This is a genomic window from Streptomyces cyslabdanicus (assembly GCF_052663305.1).
In genome coordinates this window covers 1-5376 of record NZ_JBQRUW010000088.1, presented here as the reverse complement: position 1 = coordinate 5376, position 5376 = coordinate 1, and the positions used below count along the sequence as shown (strand labels likewise).

At 69.0% G+C, this 5376-nt stretch carries 4 protein-coding genes; 2 read left to right on the top strand and 2 right to left on the bottom strand.

The window, feature by feature from the left end:
* Positions 1-139: 139 nt before the first annotated feature.
* Complete coding sequence (locus ACTYVM_RS36960; protein ID WP_445528196.1) at positions 140-1429, bottom strand: Ig-like domain repeat protein; 1290 nt, start codon at positions 1427-1429, stop codon at positions 140-142.
* Positions 1430-2068: 639 nt separating this feature from the next.
* Here ACTYVM_RS36960 and ACTYVM_RS36955 point away from each other — a divergent pair.
* Complete coding sequence (locus ACTYVM_RS36955) at positions 2069-2476, top strand: hypothetical protein (RefSeq protein WP_445530119.1); 408 nt, start codon at positions 2069-2071, stop codon at positions 2474-2476.
* 137 nt (positions 2477-2613) lie between these two features.
* On the opposite strand, the gene ACTYVM_RS36950 is transcribed toward ACTYVM_RS36955, so the two are convergent.
* A complete protein-coding gene (locus ACTYVM_RS36950) occupies positions 2614-3681 on the bottom strand; it encodes a DUF4158 domain-containing protein (protein WP_445530118.1) in 1068 nt (355 codons plus the stop codon).
* A gap of 317 nt (positions 3682-3998) precedes the next feature.
* On the opposite strand from ACTYVM_RS36950, the gene ACTYVM_RS36945 reads away from it, so the two are divergent.
* A complete protein-coding gene (locus ACTYVM_RS36945; RefSeq protein WP_445525936.1) occupies positions 3999-5252 on the top strand; it encodes an IS701 family transposase in 1254 nt (417 codons plus the stop codon).
* Positions 5253-5376: the final 124 nt, after the last annotated feature.

Below are 5376 nucleotides of genomic sequence, written 5' to 3'. Positions count from 1 at the left end.
TCGAGATGCCGGGAGATGTCGGTGGGAATCGAGAGCACCCGGGAGGGCGTGTCGGTGGGGCGGGACGTGTGGGGCCCCCGGCCGGGTGGGTGGTTCGGCAGGGGCCCGTAGGGGTGTGCCTAATGGTTGTGCTGCGGCGTCACCAGCGCGGGCGCACCGTCAGCGTGAGGGTTTCTGGGTTCCCGCTGTTGCCCTGGTAGACGGTGTCGCCGCTGTAGACGGCCGTGATGGTGTGCATGCCGACGCTCCGGAACGAGGTGATGACCATCGCGGCGGCGCAGTTCCGGCGGAAGGGCCTCAGGGGAGCTGTGCCCAGGGTGGTGTGGTTGGTGGTGTCGGTGAATACCACGGTTCCGGTGGGCCTTGTCCTGGCGCTCCTGGCGGTGGGGCAGACCACATCGCGTAGTTGCACCGTCTTGCCAACTCGTGGGGTCCGGTGCGGGCGCGAGACCAGATCCGTGGTCACGGGCTTGCCCGGGGTGAGGTAGCTGATGGTGATGCCCGCGGCGGCGCTGGTCACCGTGGGGCCGGTGCCGCCGGTGGGGACCAGGGACGAGCCGCCGCCTCCGCCACCCCCGCCGCCGCTCGGAGTGATGAAGGGGTTGATGTTGCCGCCGCCGCCTCCGCCGTAGTAGCCCCCGCCTCCGCCGCCACCGGTCAGGGAGTTGCCCGGGCCGCCGCCGGTGCCGCCGACACCGAGCGTGCCGGGGCCACCGTCGAACACTCCGCCCCCGCCGGTGCCGCCGGTCCCGCCGTGGGTGGACGTGCCCGCCCCGCCGCCGTCTCCTCCGCTGCAGGTCGCGTCCGCGCCTGGCTGACCGGCGTCTCCGCCCGGGCTTCCGGTGCACTGGCCGGCCCAGCCGGCTCCGCCGCCGCCCGCGGCCACGATGAGGCGGGAGTCGGTGGTGGTCAGGGGGGTGGTGCCGGGCTGGGTGCGGACGTCGGAGGCACCGCCGCCTCCTCCGCCGAAGTGGGTACTGCCGCCGCCGTTGAAGCCACCGGCGCACTGCGCGCTGCCGGCGCACGAGCCGTTGGTGGGGGTGCCGCCGACTTCGACGTAGAGGGTCTGCCCGCCGGACAGCCCGGTGAGCGTGCCGGACACCTGGGCGCCCCGGCCGCCGCTCACGCCGTTGTCCTCCACGCCGCCGCCGGCGCCGATCGCCATGACGTCGACCTGCGTGACACCGCTGGGCACGGTGAAGGTTTGCTCGGCGCTGGTGAAGGCGAACGTGCAGGTGGTGGTGGGGCCTGAGACCGTACAGGTGCCCTGCGCGTGGGCGGCCCCGGACAGCGCCACCGGAGCGATGGCGGCGGTACAGAACACGCCGGCCGCCACGGCCAGCGCCCGGCCCCGGGCGGCGGCCGAGCCGGCACGATGCCCGGCACCAGGTCCCGACCGGCGGGCAGCATCCGACAGTGAGAACGTCACGATCCACTCCAGAAGACGGAAGAGGTCCTCTCGGCGGAGGATTTCCTTCCGCCACTGTGGATCACCCGGCCACGGCCACGGCCCGCCTTCGGCCTGACACACCGTCGGTTCACGCCAGCGGGTCCCTGGGCACGGCCTCGGCCCCACCCGAGTCCGAGATCACGATCATGGTCTTGAAGCAAGCACTCGAGTGCTCTCAAAACTCGGCGATCCCGTGCGACTGGAGCATCGGGTGCTCTTGTCCCCGAGCAACAGATGCTCTCTCAACTCACGTATGAAGCCAACGCATGGAGCGGATCGCCGCCGCCCTGCCCGACACCCGCGCCAGCGTCCGCGACCTCTCGCCGATGACTCCGCACTTCGCCGTCGGCGGCCGCGAGCACGAGCTGGCCTGACTTAGGGCACGCGCGACATGGCTTGGTACCGGGACATGGTCGCCAAGAAGGCGAACCCGGCCCGGTTCATCAAGGAGGGGCGGGACGCCGTCTGCGAGCCCCGCAGAGTGTCCGCCGAGTACTGCCCCACTAGGCCACCTCGCGGATATGGTGGCAACTTGCTGTGCATCTCGGCCCCCGGGGGGACACCGTGCTGGAGGTTCTGGATCGCCTGGTGTGGCTACTCCATGGAGTCGTAGACCGCATGGTGACGCTGATAGCTCGCTTCGTCACCAGAAGACGTCGCGACAAGGAGATTAATGTCGTCCGTATCTACGGGCGCGGCAGCGTTGCGGTAGCTGAGTCCCTCGGGTTGTCGATCATTGAGAATATCCGCCAACAGGCGGATAACCTACACCAAATCCGGTACGAAGATGCGCTAGAAGCCGTCATGGCAGAGTCCCGACGGCTTGAGGACGAGGATGACGCCGCATTCCTGGCGGACGAGGTCGGCAGCCTGTCCACAGAAGAGGAACAGCTCGTTGCCGAGCAGACGGCTGACGTGATTAACGACACCTTGGCGCGACTGTTCGTACGGCTCGGCCCGCCACCTTTGAGCGCGAACGGGGACCTAACTCCTGTGTCGAGCGGTGACGGGGGATCAGCACAGTGAGCACGGACACACAGTTGCCTGCCGGGCAGCCCTCTGGCGACGATGCCGTCCTGTCGGCTGGTGCACGTATCGCCATGCAATGGCGGGACCTTGGAGCGGAGCAGCTTGGCGTGGCTCAGCGCGCCATGGAGCCTCAGCTACGGCGAGAACACCGTGAGCGGATGATGCTCCTTGATTTGCAGCGCGAGGCAAGCCAGCGCGAGCACGATGAGCGCCAGCAGCAACGTGCGGACCGGCGGCACACTATCGAATTGGCTGTCGGGGCGGTGATCGCATTGGCCATGCTCGGGGTCGGCGTGTACGTGGCGCCGAAGGCCTGGTGGTTGTCCACGCTTCTGTGCGGTCCAAGCCTGCTCGCCCTCGCCAAGATCTTCGTCCTGGGCCGAAGCGACCCGGGCGATATGAATGCGGTAGCAGGGGGGTCGCGGATCTCTACCAACGCCGCCGGGCAGGCCCAGCCACCAACCGCCCCAGGTGACTGAAGGCGGCGCAGGACCACGCACCCTGTAGCCGTCGGCGCCCCCCGCAACCACCCCTTTGCTCTGGGAACAACGGCCCGGCCCCGGGAAGCTGACCGCGCCCGGATCGCGCTTGAGCGCGGCCAGCAGGGCGGTTCCCGCCTCGTTGTCCTCGGCCACCAGGGACAGCAGCCGGGCCGTGCCCGCCTCGCCCAGGCGGCCGATCGTGCGGGTGCAGAACGCCTTCTCCCACTTGCCCCGCGCCGTGACGAGCACCTTCTCGACCCGTGTCCGGCCCCTCGGCTCGATCTTCCGGGCCCGGCACTCGACCAACAGGGCCTCGCGTTGCCGGTCGTCCACCAGCTCAACCGGACAGACCTTCACGGCCAGCCACTCGGCCAGCGCCATCTCGTCCGCGACCGTCGACGGCCGGAACCCCAGGGCCTCGCGGATCTGCTTGCGGTGGTACTCGGCCGTCCGGCCGGCCAGCGTGCACTTCGCGAAGTCGGTGGCTTCGACCTTCACCAGATCAGCGAGGTATTCCACCGCGGCCGGCGGGACCTCTTCCAGCACATCGGGGAACCGGCCTTCCAGCTCGAAGAACTTCAGCAGCAGGCTGAACCCAAGCCGGGTCGGCCCGCTCTTGTTCGCCACCAGGCCCCAGTCGCCGTCTACCAGCGTCCAGTTCGCCAACAGCTCCTCTGGCGACCACTCTTGCCGCACGCCCGCCCCTTTGGCCTCGATCACTCGATCACTCGATCAGACCAACGACGGCGCCGCGGATTGGGAAACGGGAGGCATCCGGCTACCCGCGACCTACTTTGCGGCTGGGGTCTGAGCTAGGACACCGGGGCCGCCCACGCCGCGGGCTTTCCACGAACCCCATCAGCGACCCCGATCGGTGTGCTAGTACTCCAGCAGGATTTTGCTGTCTGGCCTGGGGTTTCGCTGGGCGGCTGGAGTGTAGCGGGCCGCGGAGTAGTCAGGGGTGGCCTTCGGCAGGCCGCCCCTCGATCGTGCGACAGTGCCGCAGGTAGCGACAGGGTGCGGGGCAGCCTTCTCACGTGATCACCGCGCGTGTTGCCGAGCAGTGGGACCTGGAACTGGACGACCTCTTCGTGACCATCGGCCATCGCTTCGGCCGGGTGGAACTACGCCGCCGCATGCGTGACTACGTACGCGGTCTGCTCGCCCCGGTGGCCCGAAAGAACAGCTGGCAACTGGCCGAGCAGGCAGGTCACGCTACCCCTGACGGTCTGCAGCACTTGCTCGCCGGAGCGAAGTGGAACCCCGACGATATCCGCGACGACCTGCAGGAATACGTCGCCGACAAGCTCGGCGAGACCGATGGGGTCCTCATCATCGACGACACCGGGTTCATCAAGAAGGGCATCACCTCCGCCGGGGTTCAGCGCCAATACTCCGGAACTGCCGGCCGCACCGAGAACTGCCAGATCGGCGTCTTCGCCGCCTACGCCACCACCCGAGGCCGGGCCCTGGTCGACCGCGAGCTCTACCTGCCCAAGACCTGGACCGAGGACCGCGAACGCTGCCGCGCGGCCAAAGTCCCTGACGAGCGAGTATTCGCCACCAAGGGCGAGTTGGCCCGGCGCATCGTGCTGCGGTCCCTCGCCTCGCCGCTGCCCATCGCCTGGGTCACCGCGGACGCCGCCTACGGTCAGGAGGGCCGCTTCCGGCGACTGCTGGAACAGTCGGGCGTCGGCTACGTGCTGGCCGTGCCCAAGTCCCAGTTCACCGTGGGCTGTCCCCGCATCGACGGGCTGTTCTCGCAGGCCCCGGCCGAAGCATGGGAGAAGCTCTCGTGCGGTGACGGTGCGAAGGGGCCGCGTGTTTATTACTGGGCAGCAGTGCGGCTGCCAGCGGTTGCCGAGTTCGACTACCAGGGCGAGGTCCCCCACCGGATGCGGTGGGCGCTGGCCCGGCGCAGCATCAGCAAGCCCGATGAGATCGCCTACTACCTCGCTTACGCTCCTTTGGAGACCACCGTTCGGGAGTTGGTGCGGATCGCCGGGACGCGCTGGGCGATCGAGGAGTGTTTCCAGGCCGCGAAGAACGAGTGTGGCCTGGACCAGTACGAGGTCCGTCGCTACGTGGGCTGGTACCGGCACATCACTCTGGCCATGCTCGCGCACGCCTTCCTGGCCGCCACGGCGCACCAGGTCCGGGAAAAGGGGGCGGCACCGGTGAGGCAGCCGGGGCAATCGAGTTCACAGTGGCGGAGATTCGGCGACTCCTGGCAGCTTGTCGTCCCCAACCGCCGCACCTTCGTGGCCGTCGAGGACGACACCACGCGCTGAGCTGGTCGAACTGGCGCCGACGACGCCAAGCGGTCGCCCGCCGCTGTCACTACCTGCGACGCTGTCGCACGATCGAGGGGCGGCCTGCCGAAGGCCACCCCTGACCACTCCGCGGCCCGCTACA

Coding starts and splice junctions, on each gene's coding strand:
- ACTYVM_RS36955 (WP_445530119.1), top strand. CDS start 2,069: ATGGTGACGCTGATAGCTCGCTTCGTCACCAGAAGACGTCGCGACAAG.